General features: G+C 73.6%; 16 protein-coding genes. 9 read left to right on the forward strand and 7 right to left on the reverse strand.

Translation table 11 applies throughout. The features are described from left to right. Nucleotides 1-10: 10 nt before the first annotated feature. Nucleotides 11-1,657 (forward strand): DNA repair helicase XPB, encoded by a 1,647-nt coding sequence (locus tag K7854_RS12905; protein WP_226026588.1) that lies wholly within the window; start codon nucleotides 11-13, stop codon nucleotides 1,655-1,657. Between the two features lie 11 nt (nucleotides 1,658-1,668). Here the strand turns inward: K7854_RS12905 and K7854_RS12910 are convergent, their stop codons facing one another. Continuing rightward, the gene (locus tag K7854_RS12910; protein WP_007390268.1) at nucleotides 1,669-1,854 is read right to left on the reverse strand and encodes a hypothetical protein; all 186 of its coding nucleotides are present in this window, start codon (nucleotides 1,852-1,854) and stop codon (nucleotides 1,669-1,671) included. A gap of 301 nt (nucleotides 1,855-2,155) precedes the next feature. Between K7854_RS12910 and K7854_RS12915 the strand changes: the two genes are divergently transcribed. Beyond that, a complete protein-coding gene (locus K7854_RS12915; protein WP_226026589.1) occupies nucleotides 2,156-4,201 on the forward strand; it encodes a HelD family protein in 2,046 nt (681 codons plus the stop codon). A 114-nt stretch (nucleotides 4,202-4,315) separates the two neighbouring features. Here the strand turns inward: K7854_RS12915 and K7854_RS12920 are convergent, their stop codons facing one another. The 3 genes from K7854_RS12920 to K7854_RS12930 all read right to left on the reverse strand — a co-directional run bounded on the left by K7854_RS12920 (nucleotide 4,316) and on the right by K7854_RS12930 (nucleotide 6,443). Then, complete coding sequence (locus K7854_RS12920; protein WP_226026590.1) at nucleotides 4,316-5,005, reverse strand: copper homeostasis protein CutC; 690 nt, start codon at nucleotides 5,003-5,005, stop codon at nucleotides 4,316-4,318. A gap of 85 nt (nucleotides 5,006-5,090) precedes the next feature. Continuing rightward, a complete protein-coding gene (locus K7854_RS12925) occupies nucleotides 5,091-5,774 on the reverse strand; it encodes a maleylpyruvate isomerase family mycothiol-dependent enzyme (protein ID WP_226026591.1) in 684 nt (227 codons plus the stop codon). A 9-nt stretch (nucleotides 5,775-5,783) separates the two neighbouring features. Next, nucleotides 5,784-6,443 (reverse strand): TetR/AcrR family transcriptional regulator, encoded by a 660-nt coding sequence (locus K7854_RS12930; protein ID WP_226026592.1) that lies wholly within the window; start codon nucleotides 6,441-6,443, stop codon nucleotides 5,784-5,786. Between the two features lie 99 nt (nucleotides 6,444-6,542). On the opposite strand from K7854_RS12930, the gene K7854_RS12935 reads away from it, so the two are divergent. Together K7854_RS12935 and K7854_RS12940 are read left to right on the forward strand one after the other, a co-directional pair. Further along, entirely contained in the window at nucleotides 6,543-7,226 is a 684-nt protein-coding gene (locus K7854_RS12935; RefSeq protein ID WP_226026593.1) for an HD domain-containing protein, read from the forward strand. A gap of 10 nt (nucleotides 7,227-7,236) precedes the next feature. Continuing rightward, nucleotides 7,237-8,352, forward strand: a complete 1,116-nt coding sequence (locus K7854_RS12940) for a GNAT family N-acetyltransferase (protein ID WP_226026594.1) — start codon at nucleotides 7,237-7,239, stop codon at nucleotides 8,350-8,352. On the opposite strand, the gene K7854_RS12945 is transcribed toward K7854_RS12940, so the two are convergent. Together K7854_RS12945 and K7854_RS12950 are read right to left on the reverse strand one after the other, a co-directional pair. Beyond that, nucleotides 8,334-8,636, reverse strand: coding sequence for a DUF4031 domain-containing protein (locus K7854_RS12945; protein WP_226026595.1), 303 nt, complete (start codon nucleotides 8,634-8,636; stop codon nucleotides 8,334-8,336). The genes K7854_RS12940 and K7854_RS12945 overlap by 19 nt on opposite strands. Nucleotides 8,637-8,646: 10 nt before the next feature. Beyond that, nucleotides 8,647-9,024, reverse strand: coding sequence for a DUF8819 family protein (locus tag K7854_RS12950; RefSeq protein WP_226026596.1), 378 nt, complete (start codon nucleotides 9,022-9,024; stop codon nucleotides 8,647-8,649). Nucleotides 9,025-9,079: 55 nt separating this feature from the next. Between K7854_RS12950 and K7854_RS12955 the strand changes: the two genes are divergently transcribed. The 4 genes from K7854_RS12955 to K7854_RS12970 all read left to right on the forward strand — a co-directional run bounded on the left by K7854_RS12955 (nucleotide 9,080) and on the right by K7854_RS12970 (nucleotide 12,321). Then, nucleotides 9,080-10,042, forward strand: a complete 963-nt coding sequence (locus K7854_RS12955; RefSeq protein ID WP_372481027.1) for a MurR/RpiR family transcriptional regulator — start codon at nucleotides 9,080-9,082, stop codon at nucleotides 10,040-10,042. A 109-nt stretch (nucleotides 10,043-10,151) separates the two neighbouring features. Further along, the gene (gene murQ / locus K7854_RS12960; RefSeq protein WP_226026597.1) at nucleotides 10,152-11,087 is read left to right on the forward strand and encodes an N-acetylmuramic acid 6-phosphate etherase; all 936 of its coding nucleotides are present in this window, start codon (nucleotides 10,152-10,154) and stop codon (nucleotides 11,085-11,087) included. Nucleotides 11,088-11,156: 69 nt separating this feature from the next. Continuing rightward, the gene (locus tag K7854_RS12965; RefSeq protein ID WP_226026598.1) at nucleotides 11,157-11,726 is read left to right on the forward strand and encodes a hypothetical protein; all 570 of its coding nucleotides are present in this window, start codon (nucleotides 11,157-11,159) and stop codon (nucleotides 11,724-11,726) included. Between the two features lies 1 nt (nucleotide 11,727). Continuing rightward, nucleotides 11,728-12,321 carry a TetR/AcrR family transcriptional regulator gene (locus K7854_RS12970; protein ID WP_226026599.1) on the forward strand — a complete coding sequence of 198 codons (594 nt, stop codon included), beginning with the start codon at nucleotides 11,728-11,730 and terminating at the stop codon, nucleotides 12,319-12,321. Between the two features lie 13 nt (nucleotides 12,322-12,334). Here the strand turns inward: K7854_RS12970 and K7854_RS12975 are convergent, their stop codons facing one another. Then, entirely contained in the window at nucleotides 12,335-13,084 is a 750-nt protein-coding gene (locus K7854_RS12975) for an SDR family NAD(P)-dependent oxidoreductase (RefSeq protein WP_226026600.1), read from the reverse strand. Between the two features lie 96 nt (nucleotides 13,085-13,180). Between K7854_RS12975 and K7854_RS12980 the strand changes: the two genes are divergently transcribed. Continuing rightward, a complete protein-coding gene (locus K7854_RS12980) occupies nucleotides 13,181-13,789 on the forward strand; it encodes a TetR/AcrR family transcriptional regulator (protein WP_226026601.1) in 609 nt (202 codons plus the stop codon). Nucleotides 13,790-13,794 lie beyond the last annotated feature (5 nt).

Consider the following 13,794-nt stretch of genomic DNA (forward strand, 5'->3'; position numbering starts at 1 on the left):
GGTGCCGCCCGTGAATGGTCCGCTGATCGTCCAGTCCGACAAGACCCTGCTCCTCGAAGTCGACCACGAGCAGGCCGCCGACTGCCGTCGGGCCATCGCGCCGTTCGCGGAGCTGGAGCGGGCGCCGGAGCACATCCACACCTACCGGGTCACCCCGCTGGGCCTGTGGAACGCGCGGGCGGCGGGCCACGACGCCGAGCAGGTCGTGGACGCGCTGGTCGAGTACAGCCGCTACCCGGTGCCGCACGCGCTGCTGGTCGACATCGCCGAGACGATGGACCGCTACGGCCGCCTCACCCTCTCCAAGCACCCGGCGCACGGCCTGGTGCTGACGACCACCGACCGGCCGGTCCTTGAGGAGGTGCTGAAGTCGAAGCGGATCGCGCCCCTGGTCGGCGCCCGCATCGACCCCGACACGGTGGCCGTGCACCCCTCCGAGCGCGGGCAGATCAAGCAGACGCTGCTGAAGCTGGGCTGGCCCGCCGAGGACCTCGCCGGGTACGTCGACGGCGAGGCGCACCCGATCGAGCTGGCCGAGGACGGGTGGGCGCTGCGCCCGTACCAGAAGCAGGCGGTGGAGAACTTCTGGCACGGCGGCAGCGGCGTCGTCGTGCTCCCCTGCGGCGCGGGCAAGACGCTGGTCGGGGCCGGTGCGATGGCGCAGGCCAGGTCGACGACGCTGATCCTGGTCACCAACACCGTCTCCGCCCGGCAGTGGAAGCACGAGCTGGTGAAGCGCACCTCGCTGACCGAGGACGAGATCGGCGAGTACAGCGGCACCCGCAAGGAGATCCGGCCGGTCACCATCGCCACGTACCAGGTGCTGACGACCCGGCGGAAGGGCGTCTACCCGCACCTGGAGCTGTTCGACTCCCGGGACTGGGGCCTGATCGTCTACGACGAGGTGCACCTGCTGCCCGCGCCGGTCTTCAAGTTCACGGCGGATCTCCAGGCGCGCCGCCGTCTCGGCCTGACCGCGACGCTCGTCCGCGAGGACGGCCGCGAGTCGGACGTGTTCTCCCTCATCGGGCCGAAGCGGTTCGACGCGCCGTGGAAGGAGATCGAGGCGCAGGGCTACATCGCGCCCGCCGACTGCGTCGAGGTCCGGGTCAACCTCACCGACTCCGAGCGGCTCGCGTACGCCACCGCCGAGACGGAGGAGAAGTACCGCTTCTGCGCGACGACCGACACCAAGCGGAAGGTGACGGAGGCGATCGTGCGGCGGTTCGCCGGGCAGCAGATCCTCGTCATCGGCCAGTACATCGACCAGCTCGACGAACTGGGCGAGCACCTGGGCGCGCCGGTCATCAAGGGCGAGACGTCCAACGCCCAGCGGGAGAAGCTCTTCGAGTCCTTCCGGCAGGGCGAGATCAGCGTGCTGGTCGTGTCGAAGGTCGCGAACTTCTCGATCGACCTGCCGGAGGCGACGGTCGCCATCCAGGTGTCGGGCACCTTCGGGTCCCGGCAGGAGGAGGCCCAGCGGCTCGGCCGGGTGCTGCGGCCCAAGGCCGACGGCCACCAGGCGCACTTCTACTCGGTCGTCGCCCGCGACACCCTGGACCAGGACTTCGCCGCCCACCGCCAGCGCTTCCTGGCGGAACAGGGCTACGCCTACCGGATCATGGACGCGGACGAGGTACTGGCGGAGGAGGGCTGAGACCGCCGGTCTCAGCGACGGCGGACGCCGGCCTCCTCGCCGTACTCGCCGAGGATGACGACGTCGAAGGCGGCGCCCGCGAACACCCGCACGGCGCGCACGGCGTCGCCGAGCCGGTGCCGGTGGCTGCCGGCCACGGGCGTGGCACCGGACGCGCGGCCCGGTGCCGGGGCGGGGGAGATGGTTGCTGCGCTCATGTCTCCATGGTGCGACTGCCGCCCCCCGACCGGCATCGGTCTACGGACCCAACCCCGCCCCGCCTCCACTACGACCCTGGAGGGAGCGCATCCCCCAGCGCGGATGACGTGATCCCCTAGGGGTCGCCCACGGGGCGGGGAAAAACGGTTGGCCCGTGCCGCGCCCGCTCCCCTACAATCTCCGCTCTTGCCCGCCTCCCCACGGAGCGCCGCCGACCGGACGGAAACCGGCCGGTTCCCCGCGCGCAAACCGCGCCCACCACACCGCAGGTCGTACCGCAGGTCATCCGGAGGCACCCCCTTGTCCACGCCCGTCCACGACGACTCCCTCTCCAAAGAGCGCTCCCACCTCGCCGCGTCCCGTTCCGCGCTGCGCGCCATGCGCGAGGACGTGGAGTCCCTCGACATCACCGACGTGACGGCGAACTGGGTCAACGCCGCCGTCCTGGAGGCGCAGATCGAGCAGCGCATCAAGGCGCTCGCCGACCTCAGCGAGACCCCGCTGTTCTTCGGCCGGCTCGACTACCTGCACGCCCCCGGCGCCGAGCAGGCCGAGGGCGGGGAGGGCGAGCGGTTCTACGTGGGGCGGCGGCACGTGCACGACGCGGACGGCGACCCGATGGTGATCGACTGGCGGGCGCCGGTCTCCCAGCCGTTCTACCGGGCGTCGAAGAAGGACCCGCAGGACGTCTCGCTGCGCCGCCGCTTCGGCTACACCGGCGGTGACCTGACCGCGTACGAGGACGAGCACCTGCTCGACCCGGCCGAGGCGGCGACCACCAGCAGGCTGCTCCAGCAGGAGATCGAGCGGCCCCGCGTCGGGCCGATGCGGGACATCGTGGCGACGATCCAGCCCGAGCAGGACGAGATCGTGCGCGCCGGGCTGGCAGGCTCGGTCTGCGTGCAGGGCGGCCCCGGCACCGGGAAGACCGCCGTCGGCCTGCACCGGGTGGCCTACCTCCTGTACGCGCACCGCGAGCGGCTGGCCCGCACCGGCACGCTGGTCATCGGCCCCAACCGGTCCTTCCTGCACTACATCGAGCAGGTGCTCCCGGCGCTCGGCGAGCTGACGGTCCGCCAGGCCACCGTCGACGACCTGGTGGCCCACGTCGAGGTGCGCGGCACGGACGAGGCGGCGACGGCGGTGGTCAAGGGCGACGCCCGGATGGCGGAGGTGCTGCGCCGGGCCCTCTACTCCCACGTCACCCCGCCCGCCGAGGGCGTCGTCGTGGTGCGCGGCTCGCGCCGCTGGCGGGTGCCGGTGTACGAGCTGGAGGAGATCGTCCGCGAGCTGCTCGCCCGGGACATCCGCTACGGCGCCGCCCGCGAGGCGCTGCCGCAGCGGATCGCGCACGCCGTGCTGGTGCAGATGGAGCGGGCCGGCGAGGCGCCGGACGACCGGGTGCAGAACGCGGTGGCGCGCAACGCGGCCGTGAAGGCGCTGGTGAAGTCGGTCTGGCCGCAGGTCGACCCGGCGAAGCTGGTGCTGCGGCTGCTCACCGACGCGGACTTCCTCGCCGAGCACGCCGCGGGGATCCTCACCGAGGAGGAGCAGAAGGCGGTGCTGTGGGCGAAGCCGGCCCGCTCGGTGAAGTCGGCCAGGTGGTCACCGGCCGACGCCGTGCTGATCGACGAGGCGACCGACCTGATCGAGCGCACCCACTCCCTCGGGCACGTGGTCCTCGACGAGGCGCAGGACCTGTCCCCCATGCAGTACCGCGCGGTGGGCCGGCGCTGCACCACCGGCTCGGCGACCGTCCTCGGCGACCTGGCGCAGGGCACCACGCCGTGGGCGACCCGGAGCTGGGCGGAGGCGCTGGGGCACCTGGGCAAGGGCGAGGCGGTGGTCGAGGAGCTGACCGCCGGTTTCCGTGTGCCGACGGACGTCATCGCGTACGCGTCGCGACTGCTGCCGCACATCGCGCCGGGGCTGACGCCGGTGGCGTCGATCCGCGAGAACCCGGGCTTCTTCGACATCCGTACGGCCCCGGGCGGGGCGGCCGACGTGGTGGCGGCCTGCCGTGAGCTGCTGGAGCGGGAGGGTTCGGTCGGCCTGATCGCCGCGGACGCGCGGGTGCCTCAGCTGGCAAAGGCCCTGGCGGCGGCCGGGATCGGCCACGTGGGCCCCGGCGAGGAGACCACCCACGCCACCCGCCTCACCCTGGTCCCGGCCTCGCTGGCCAAGGGCCTGGAGTACGACTACGTGGTCCTGGACGAGCCGCGGGCGGTGGTCGACGGCGAGCCGGACGAACGGACGGGACTGCGCCGCCTGTACGTGGCCCTGACCCGAGCGGTCTCGGGCCTCATCGTCACCCACGCGACGGACCTGCCGCCGCAGCTCACTTAGTTGCGGGCAGTCGTGCGCTGAGGTACGTGCGGTGTCGCCGACCGGCGCTGGCGGGTGCCGCTGCGCCCACCCGTGCCGCCCCAGCGGCACGACTGCCCGCAGCTGACAGGGCTGTTACTCCCCCAGAACCCGCCGCCACTCCAGCACCGCGTCCGCCGTCACCGGTCCCGCCCACCCGGAGGGCCTCGCCGCCCCGCCGATGTGGAACCCGTCGATCCCCGCGTCCAGCAGCCCCGGTACGTGGTCCAGCCGCAGCCCGCCGCCGACCAGCAGCTGCTGCTCGTACCCCGGCTCCCCCCGCCGCCGCGCCTCCGCGACCAGCACGGTCAGGCCGTCGTCCACGCCACCGGCCGCCCCGGCCGTCAGGTAGGTGTCCAGGCCCGGGAAGTCCGCGAGCTGCTTGCGCAGCGCGTCCCGGTTCGCGGCGCGGTCGATCGCGCGGTGGAAGGTCCACCGGCATCCGTCCAGCACCTCGGCGATCCGCTCCACCGCGCCGAGGTCCACGTCGCCCTCCGCGTCGAGGAACCCCAGCACGAACTGCGTGGCCCCGGCCTCCCGCATCTCGTCGGCGACGCGTGCCAGACGCTCGACGTCACCGGCGGCGAACCCGTCCGCGAGCCGCAGCATCACCCGTACGTCGATGTCGACGGCGGCACGGATCGCGGCGACGGTGGCGGCCGACGGGGTGAGTCCGTCGGCCGCCATGTCGGTGACCAGTTCGAGGCGATCCGCGCCTCCGGCCTGGGCGGCGACCGCGTCCTCGACGTCGAGGGCGATCACCTCCAGGACTGCACGCTTGCTCATGGGACCCCATTCGTCGGCCTGCTACAGGTCTAGTCCAATCCAAGACTACGCGCCCGACGGCAGGCCCGGGTCCCCGCGTCGCCGCTCAGCCGCCGAAGATGTTCAGCTCCTTCGCCTCCACCCCGGCCAGCTCGTACCCCGCCGCCCCGTCCAGGGGGCGGCCCGCGTAGAGCCGTACGAGGGTGGGGCCGTCGCCGATGTAGCGGCCCGGCGGCCGCTCACCGCTCGCCTCGCCCAGCTTCAGCGGCTCGTCCAGGTCGTCCAGGTCGGCGTGGAGCGGCACGTGACCGCGCGCCCGGGTGATCGTGCCGAGCAGCGTGAGCGCCTCCGGCAGCCCGCGCCCCGCGTACGCCCCAGGCTCGCCGAAGGCCACCCGTACGTCACCGCCGTGCACCCACTCGCCCAGTGCGACGGGGTCCAGCACCCCGCCCGCCCGGGCGATCACCGGGCCGGCCTCGGTCATGCCGCGTTCCAGTTCGTCGACGATCCGGGCGTTGCTCCAGTCGGCGCGTTCGGCGATGTCGCGGTCGTTGGACTCGGGCGAGAAGACGCCCTTCTCGAAGCGCTGCTCCACCACCCGGATCAGGGCGCTGGAGCAGTGCGCCAGCACGTCGCGCACCGTCCAGCCCGGACACGCGGCCACCGGCAGCGCGAAATCGGCGTCCGCGCGGGAGCGCAACAGGGGCACCAGCTCGTCGCGTTCGAGGGTCAGCAGCCGGCCGGGCCGTTCGGGGTCGCGTACGTCGTGCAGGTCTGCGGGAGTCGTCATGGCTCCACGTTAGGGCCCGAGCAGGCCTTCCAGTTCGGCCGCGTAGAGAAGAGCCGGGTCGAAACCCATACCGGTGAACTGACCCGCCAGTTCCAGGGACAGGACGCCGTGCATCCGGGTCCAGAAGGACAGGGCCCGGCGCAGGGCGGCGGGGGACGCCGGGTGGTCGCGCGCCCACTGCCGGTGGGTCTCCAGGTGGGTGTCGAACGCCTCGGCGGCGCCGTCCGGCGTCGGTTCGGACGGCAGCGCGGCACAGGCGTCGACGATGACCGTCATGATCTCGGCGGCGATCTCGGTGATGTCGTCGGGCGCCCGGTAGCCGGGGACGGGGGTGCCGAAGATGAGGAAGTAGCGCTGCGGGTCCTCCAGGGCCCAGGTGCGCAGGGCGTGGGCGAGTCCGGCCAGGTCGGCACCGGCCTCGGCGGCGGCCCGGAAGGTGTCGGCCTGGCTGCGGTAGGCGTCCCGGATGAGTTCGGTGATCAGTTCGTCGCGGCCGTCGAAGTAGCGGTAGAGCGCGGGTCCGCTCATGCCCATCCGCTTGGAGATCGCGTTGAGGGAGAGCGCGGAGGCGCCCGCCGTGGCGATCTGCTCCCACGCGTGTTCCTTGATCTCCGCGCGCACCTGGGTGCGGTACCGCTCCCGCGGGGTGCTGGTGCGCGCCTCCGCCATGGTCCGCCGCCGCCTTTCGGGTCCGCCCGGCCCGCCCGCCGGGAAAGTATGCACTTCAGTTAGAAGTTATCACGAACATTATCTGGGAGAATGCGCCCCATGGCCGACCTCGACGCCCTGCGCTCCCGCTTCGTCCGCACCCTGGCGGGAGCCACCGCCCCGGGTGCCGCGCCCGGAACCGCCGCCCCCGGCCCCGACCCCGCACTGTACGCCGACGACCTGCTGACCCGCTGGCAGGAGCCCCAGCGGCGCTACCACACCCTGGCGCACCTCACGGCGGTCCTGGACCACGTCGACGTCCTGGCCGAGCACGCCGACGACGTGGACGTGGTGCGCCTCGCCGCGTGGTTCCACGACGCGGTCTACCGGCCGGACCGGTCCGAGAACGAGGAGCGCTCGGCCCGGCTCGCCGAACGCGCCCTGCCCGAGGCCGGGGTGTCGGCGGCGAAGACCGCCGAGGTGGCCCGGCTGGTGCGGCTCACCGTCACGCACGCCCCGGCCGAGGACGACCGCGACGGGCAGGTGCTGTGCGACGCGGACCTGGCGGTGCTCGCCTCGCCGCCGTCGGCGTACGCGGCGTACACGGCGGCCGTCCGCGAGGAGTACCACTTCGTGCCGAACGAGGCCTTCCGCGAGGGCCGGTCCGCGATCCTGCGCCAACTTCTGGACCTGCCCACCCTGTTCCACACCCCGCACGGACGACGGGAGTGGGAGGCGACCGCCCGCCACAACCTCACCGGCGAACTGGAAATGCTGTCGCTCCCCGACACCCCGGACGTCTAGCCTGCCCGGCATGCGGACATTGGGCGGGGAACAGGTGGAAGAGGCCGTGGCGGACGCCGTCGCGCTGCTGCGGACGGCGACGGACCGGGACTGGGAGGCGGCACGGGCCGGACGGCTGGAGTGGAGCTGCCGCTACACGGCGGAGCACATCGCGGGCGACCTCATCGCCTACGCCGGCCAGCTCGCCGGACGCGCCACCGAGGCGTACGTGCCTTTCGAGATCACCTTGGACGGCACCGACGACGGCTTGGATCCCGCCGACAACGAGGGCGTCCTCCACGTCGTCGAGACGACCGGCGCGCTGCTCGCCGCCACCCTCCGCACCACCCCGCGCGAAGTCCGGGCCTTCCACCCGTACCCCTTCCGCAGCGCGGACCGCGAGGGCTTCGCCGCGATGGGGATCACCGAGGTGTTCCTGCACACGCACGACATCGCCGAAGGGCTCGGGCTGGCCTACGAACCGCCCGCCGAGCGGTGCGCGGACCTCCTCGCCCGGCTCTTCCCGCACGTGAGGCCCGACACCGACCCCTGGCGCACCCTGCTGTGGGCCACCGGCCGCGGCGACCTGCCCGGCCGGGCCCCGGTCACCGAGTGGCGCTGGCGCAACAACCTGGTGATCCCGGCCGGACGGCTCACCCTCCAGGGCGTCACGCCCGCCGCCGCCATGGACCTCGCCGCGGGCGGCGACGGCGGCTTCGCATGGGCCGGGGGCGAGCCCTACCAGGGCACCCGAGACGCCGCCGGAATGCTGGTGAAGGCCTACGAGACGGGGGTCCACCGCCCGGTGTGGGGGGTCTTCGTCCTGGTCCGGCGCGAGGACGGCCGCGCGGTCGGCGGCATCGGCTTCCACGGGGTGCCGGACGAGAAGGGCCGGGTGGAGATCGGCTACGACCTGGTCGAGGCGGCCCGGGGCCACGGCTACGCGACCGAGGGGCTGCGCGCGCTGTCCGGGTGGGCGCTGGGGCGGGAGGCGGTCACGTCCGTGCGCGCGACGACCGAGCCGGAGAACACCGCGTCGCAGGCCGTCATCGCCCGTGCCGGGTTCACCCGGATCGCCGGGGACGAAGCGGAGGGCGAGGCGGGCGCGGAGGGCGCCGGGCAGTTCGTCTACGAGCTGCGCCGCTGAGCACCCGGGGCGGCGGCGGACCGGGAGGCCCCCTTGCGGCGGCGCAGTCCCGCCGCGTGCAGCAGCCGCACCACCTCGCGGCTGCTGACCTCCAGCGCCCCGGCGGACACCGCGTCGGCGTACCGGTGGGCGGGCAGGTCGTAGTGGTCGCGTTCGAAGGCGCGGCGCGGCACGCCCAGGGCCTCGGCGAAGGCGTGCAGTTCGGCGTAGGAGACGTCGCTGACCAGGTGGGACCAGAGCCGGCCGTGGCCCGGCCAGGTCGGCGGGTCGATGTAGAGCGTCACCGGTGGGTCCTCACGGGGCACCGCCGGTGGCCGCGCCCAGCGAGCCGACCGCCGCGACCTTCACGCCCGCCTTGCCGCACACCCAGTGCGGGTCGGGCCCCAGCTCCGGCTCGACGTCCAGCGCGTGCGGGTCGCCGGAGCCGCACACCGGGCACAGCGGCCAGCGGCCGTACCGCTCCAGCAGGGCGTCCTGCACGTCCTGCGCGACCAGCCCGGCCACGAACTCCGCGCCCTCCGGCCACTGCTCGACCCACCAGCGCCGCTGCGCGACGGACTCCTCGACCAGCGAGACCACGTCCGGTTCGGCGACCTCGCCCGCCACCAGGTCGGCGAGCACGAGGGCGCGTGCGGCGTGCAGCGCCTGCTCCAGGGGGCTGATGGGGTTCATGCACCCATTGTGCGCACTCTTGACCCGCGGACCGAAACGAAAATATCTTTCATGAGTGACCGATGAAGTGAAGGAAACTTTCGCCCACGTCCCCGGGGGCCGCCGCGCCACCGGCGGCGGAAGCGCACCGCCCGCGCCCGCCGCCCTCGCGGCCAAGGTCCGCACCCTGGCCCCGTCGATGACCCGGTCCATGCAGCGGGTCGCCGAGGCCGTCGCGGGCGACCCGGCCGGCTGCGCCGCCCTCACGGTCACCGGCCTGGCCGAGCTGACCGGCACCAGCGAGGCGACCGTCGTACGCACCGCCCGGCTGCTCGGCTACCCCGGCTACCGGGACCTGCGCCTCGCCCTCGCCGGGCTGGCCGCCCAGCAGCAGTCCGGCCGCGCGCCCGCCATCACCACCGACATCGCGGTCGACGACCCGATCGCCGACGTGGTCGCCAAGCTGGCCTACGACGAGCAGCAGACCCTCGCGGACACGGCCGCCGGTCTGGACACCGTCCAGCTCGGCGCGGCCGTCGCCGCACTGGCCGCCGCCCGGCGCACCGACGTGTACGGCATCGGCGCCTCCAACCTGGTCGCCCAGGATCTCACCCAGAAGATGCTGCGCATAGGGCTCATAGCCCACGCGCCGGGCGACCCGCACCTCGCCGTCACCAACGCGGTGCAGCTGCGCGCGGGTGACGTGGCCGTGGCGATCACGCACTCCGGCTCGACCGGGGACGTCATCGAACCGCTGCGGGTCGCCTTCGAGCGCGGCGCGACGACCATCGCCGTCACCGGGCGCCCCGACAGCTCCGTCACCCAGTACGCCGACCACGTGCTGACCACGTCCACCGCCCGGGAGAGCGAGCTGCGGCCGGCGGCGATGTCGTCCCGGACCAGCCAGCTGCTGGTGGTGGACTGCCTGTTCGTGGGGGTGGCGCAGCGGATCTACGAGTCGGCTGCGCCGGCCTTGGCGGCGTCGTACGAGGCGTTGGCGCATCGGCACGGGGCGCTCCGCGCGGATCGCGGCAGGTGATCGCCGTGGGCGGCTGCGGGCCCGTTGTGGCTGGTCGCGCAGTTCCCCGCGCCCCTTGGAGCCTCGCACTGCCCGGCATCTACAAGTCACTGGAAAGAGCCATACCCTCATGACCTCCACCCCCCATCACCCCGATCTGCGTTCCCAGTTGGAGACCTTGGCCACCGAGGCGTTCCGGTCGGAGCTGGCCGAGATCGATCAGTTGCCGACGCTCGACATCACCCGCCTGATGAACGGCGAGGACGCCGCCGTGGCCGCCGCCGTGGCCGAGCGGCTGCCCGAGATCGCCGCCGCCATCGACGCCGTGGCCGCCCGGATGGCGCGCGGCGGGCGGCTGGTCTACGCGGGCGCCGGTACGGCGGGGCGGCTCGGCGTGCTGGACGCCTCCGAGTGCCCGCCCACCTTCAACACCGCGCCCGGGCAGGTCGTCGGCCTGATCGCGGGCGGCCCGGACGCCATGGTCACCTCCGTCGAGGGCGCCGAGGACTCCCCCGAGCTGGCCCGCGCCGACCTGGACGCCCTCGCGCTGACCGCCGACGACACGGTGGTCGGCGTCTCCGCCTCCGGGCGCACCCCGTACGCCGTCGGTGCCGTCGAGCACGCACGCTCGCTGGGTGCCCTGACCGTCGGCCTCGCCTGCAACCGGGGCAGCGCCCTGGCCGCCGCCGCCGAGCACGGCATCGAGGTGGTCACCGGGCCCGAGCTGCTCACCGGCTCGACGCGGCTGAAGGCGGGCACGGCGCAGAAGCTGGTCCTGAACATGCTGTCGACGATCACGATGATCCGGCTCGGCAAGACGTACGGGAACCTGATGGTGGACGTGCGCGCCTCCAACGAGAAGCTGCGGGCCCGCTCGCGCCGCATCGTCGCGCTCGCCACCGGTGCCGCCGACGACGACATCGAGCGTGCCCTGGCGGCGACCGACGGCGAGGTCAAGCACGCGATCCTGGTCCTGCTGGCCGACGTGGACGGCCCGACGGCCGCCCGGCTGCTGGTGGAGTCCGGCGGTCATCTGCGGGCGGCGCTGGCGGCGGCGCTCGGGTGACCGGCCGCACCGCCACCGGGCCCGGCCGGGGGCCCGGGGCGGTCCGCGCCGTGTGCGATTCTGAAGGACATGAACCACGCCCAGCTGACCGCCCTGGGCCGCGCCCTGCGCCTCCTCGGTGAGCACGGCGAGGCCCTGACCGCCGACACCCCGCAGGCCAAGCTGCACGAGGTCCGCGCGGACCTGAAGCGTGCGCTGGACCAGCTGGAGGAGAGCGTCACCACGGCGGCCCCCAGCACCCGCTGCCCGGAGCACCCGAACGGGCCGGTCGACCAGGCCGCGCCCGACCTGTGCCTGCTGTGCGAGACCCGCCGCCGCACGGCCCGCCGCGCCGAGTACAGCGGCGGACCGCTGCCGGCCCGGCCCGCCGAGCCGGTCCAGTCCCGCTACGGCGTACGGGGCGACCGGCCGCAGCCCCAGCAGCGCTGGCTGCCCGAGCAGTGGACCGGCCAGACGTGGCAGCTGTGCGGCACCCCGCGCCGCGACCGGCGCGAGGCCGAGCTGTACATCGCCGCCCAACTGCGCGGCCCGCACGCCGCGATGGCCTACCGCCTCGTCCACGAGTTCACGGACTACGAGGTGCTGCGGGTGTGGGGCACGCCGGTACGGGTGGACATCGAGCCGATGGGCGGCGTCTGACGTGGTGAGACGGAACGACCAGCGGCGCGCGGCCCTCGTCGACGCCGCGATCGAGGTGCTGGCCGCGCAGGGCGCCCGGGGCCTGACCTTCCGGGCCGTGGACACGGAGGCGGCCGTCCCGCCCGGCACCGCGTCCAACTACTTCGCCAACCGCGACGACCTGCTCACCCAGGCGGGCGCCCGGGTCTACGAGCGCCTGCACCCCGGCGAGGCCGCCCTCGCCCGCCAGCGCACGGCCCCGCGCGACCGTGACACCTACGTGCAGTTGATGCGCGAACTGGTCGACCGCGTCGCCTCGTTCCGCACCGGCTACCTCGCCCTGCTGGAGCTGCGCCTGGAGGCCACCCGGCGCCCCGAGCTGCGCGCGGTGCTGACCGAACGCGTCCGCGAGGACGTCGCCGCCAACGTCGCCCACCACGAGGCGTCCGGCCTCCCCGGCGACGCCACGGCCGTCAAGCTGCTCATGCTCGCCCTGAACTGGCTGATCGTCGAACGGCTCACCCTGCCGGACGTGTTCACCGAGGAGGAGCGCGACCGGCTGGTGACGGCGGCGGTCGAGCGCATCGTGGCGCCGGACGGACCGGCCCGGGACTGATCCCGCCACCGGGTCAGATCTGGTTCTCGCCGCCGTCGACGTACCAGTTGGCGCCGAGGACGAAGCCGCTCTGGTCCGAGGCGAGGAAGGCCACCACCGCGGCGACCTCCTCGGGGCGCCCCATCCGCCCGATCGCGGTGTCCCCGGCGAGCTTGGTGTGGACGGCGGGCAGGTCCGACCCGTTGAAGAGGTTGGTGATCCCGGGGGTGTCGACGGGGCCCGGGGAGATCGCGTTGACCCGGACGCCGCGGCCCTTGAGTTCGTTGGCCCAGCCCCGCGCGAAGGTCCGGACGGCGGCCTTGGAAGCGGCGTACAGGCTGAACGCCTCCGCGCCATTGTCGGCGGCGGTGGAGGCGTTGAGGATCACCGAGGCGCCGTCGTTGAGCAGCGGCAGCGCCTTCTGCACGGTGAAGAGCGTGCCCCGCACGTTGACGCCGAAGATCTCGTCGATCTGCTCCTCGGTGATCTCCTCCAGCGGCACCAGCGCGGCGGTCGCCGCGTTGGCGAAGACCACGTCGAGGCCCCGACCGCGGGCACGGACCGCTTCGTAGAGCCGGTCCACGTCGGCCGGGTCCGAGACGTCACCGGCCACCGCCGTGACCCGCTCCGCGCCGATGATCTCCACGGCCGCGTCCAGCGCCGCCTTGCGCCGCCCGGTGATGAACACGTGCGCACCCTCGTCCGCCAGCCGCACCGCGCTGGCCAGACCGATCCCGGTGCCGCCGCCGGTGACGACGGCGGTCCTGCCTTCGAGCTGTCCCATGGTGAATGACCTCCGATGATATTCAGTACCGATCGGTACTGAAAGCGACCGTAGCACATCCGTACCGATCGATACGTAAGGCGTAGACTGAGGACCATGGAGACGCGACGGAAGGGACCGATCGGCCGGCCGAGGGGCTTCGACGCCGACGAGGCCCTGGAGAAGGCCATGCGGGTCTTCTGGGAGCAGGGCTACGAGGGCGCCAGCCTCACCGACCTCACCAGCGCCATGGGCATCACCCGCACCAGCATGTACGCGGCCTTCGGTAACAAGGAGGACCTGTTCCGCAAGGCGCTCGAACGCTACGAGGAAGGCCCCGCCTCCTACGTCGCCCGCGCCGTGCGCAAGCCCACCGCCCGCGAAGTGGCCACCGCGTTCCTGAGCGGCGCCGTGGAGGTCAGCACCCGCCCCGACTGCCCGGCCGGATGCCTGGGCGTCCAGGGCTCCCTCGCCGCCGGGGAGACGGGGCGCCCCGCCCGTGACCTGCTCGCCGACTGGCGCGAAGGGGGCGTCACCCAACTCCGCGACCGGTTCGCGCGGGCCGTCGATGACGGGGACCTCCCACCCGGCACCGACCCGCTGCACGTCGCCCGCTACCTCATGACCTTCGCCAACGGCATCTCCGTACAGGCCACCGGGGGCGCCGCCCGGGAAGACCTCCAGCGGGTGGCCGACGCGGCCCTGCACAACTGGCCACCCGCCTGACCCGC

This window comes from Streptomyces hyderabadensis, assembly GCF_020404845.1.
Lineage (GTDB): Bacteria > Actinomycetota > Actinomycetes > Streptomycetales > Streptomycetaceae > Streptomyces > Streptomyces hyderabadensis.

Excerpts from the sequence above, each read along its gene's own strand:
- K7854_RS12910 (WP_007390268.1), bottom strand. The coding sequence starts at position 1,854 with ATGAGCGCAGCAACCATCTCCCCCGCCCCGGCACCGGGCCGCGCGTCC.
- K7854_RS12975 (WP_226026600.1), bottom strand. The coding sequence starts at position 13,084 with ATGGGACAGCTCGAAGGCAGGACCGCCGTCGTCACCGGCGGCGGCACC.
- K7854_RS12940 (WP_226026594.1), top strand. The coding sequence starts at position 7,237 with ATGCGGACATTGGGCGGGGAACAGGTGGAAGAGGCCGTGGCGGACGCC.
- K7854_RS12965 (WP_226026598.1), top strand. The coding sequence starts at position 11,157 with ATGAACCACGCCCAGCTGACCGCCCTGGGCCGCGCCCTGCGCCTCCTC.
- K7854_RS12935 (WP_226026593.1), top strand. The coding sequence starts at position 6,543 with ATGGCCGACCTCGACGCCCTGCGCTCCCGCTTCGTCCGCACCCTGGCG.
- K7854_RS12925 (WP_226026591.1), bottom strand. The coding sequence starts at position 5,774 with ATGACGACTCCCGCAGACCTGCACGACGTACGCGACCCCGAACGGCCC.
- K7854_RS12950 (WP_226026596.1), bottom strand. The coding sequence starts at position 9,024 with ATGAACCCCATCAGCCCCCTGGAGCAGGCGCTGCACGCCGCACGCGCC.
- K7854_RS12920 (WP_226026590.1), bottom strand. The coding sequence starts at position 5,005 with ATGAGCAAGCGTGCAGTCCTGGAGGTGATCGCCCTCGACGTCGAGGAC.
- K7854_RS12930 (WP_226026592.1), bottom strand. The coding sequence starts at position 6,443 with ATGGCGGAGGCGCGCACCAGCACCCCGCGGGAGCGGTACCGCACCCAG.
- murQ (WP_226026597.1), top strand. The coding sequence starts at position 10,152 with ATGACCTCCACCCCCCATCACCCCGATCTGCGTTCCCAGTTGGAGACC.
- K7854_RS12980 (WP_226026601.1), top strand. The coding sequence starts at position 13,181 with ATGGAGACGCGACGGAAGGGACCGATCGGCCGGCCGAGGGGCTTCGAC.